This is a genomic window from Cupriavidus sp. 8B, assembly GCF_054589115.1.
In genome coordinates, this window is record NZ_BAAILO010000630.1 from 1 (window position 1) to 221 (window position 221).

Annotated in this window: 1 protein-coding gene; it reads right to left on the reverse strand. The window is 69.7% G+C overall.

Annotation, left to right across the window (positions count from 1 at the left end):
- Nucleotides 1–221: RRXRR domain-containing protein (locus tag ACYP5B_RS51430; protein WP_459575218.1), on the reverse strand; the 221-nt coding region annotated here is incomplete at both ends.

The window sequence follows — 221 nt, forward strand, 5'->3', positions numbered from 1 at the left end:
CGCCCGCGTCGCGACCGGCGCATAGCCCTGCGGGCCGTCAGGTTCAGGCTGATCTGCGCGCCGCGGTGTATCAGTTCCACTAGCGACAGCACGGCGGCATGCCGGGTCGCCTCGCCGCCGCAGGGCTCGACCTCACGCACGATGGCCACGCCGGTTCCCTTGCTACCGGGATCGAGTTTAAGACGGACCGGTTGCAGGACGCAGTCCGCTGTCCGCCGATC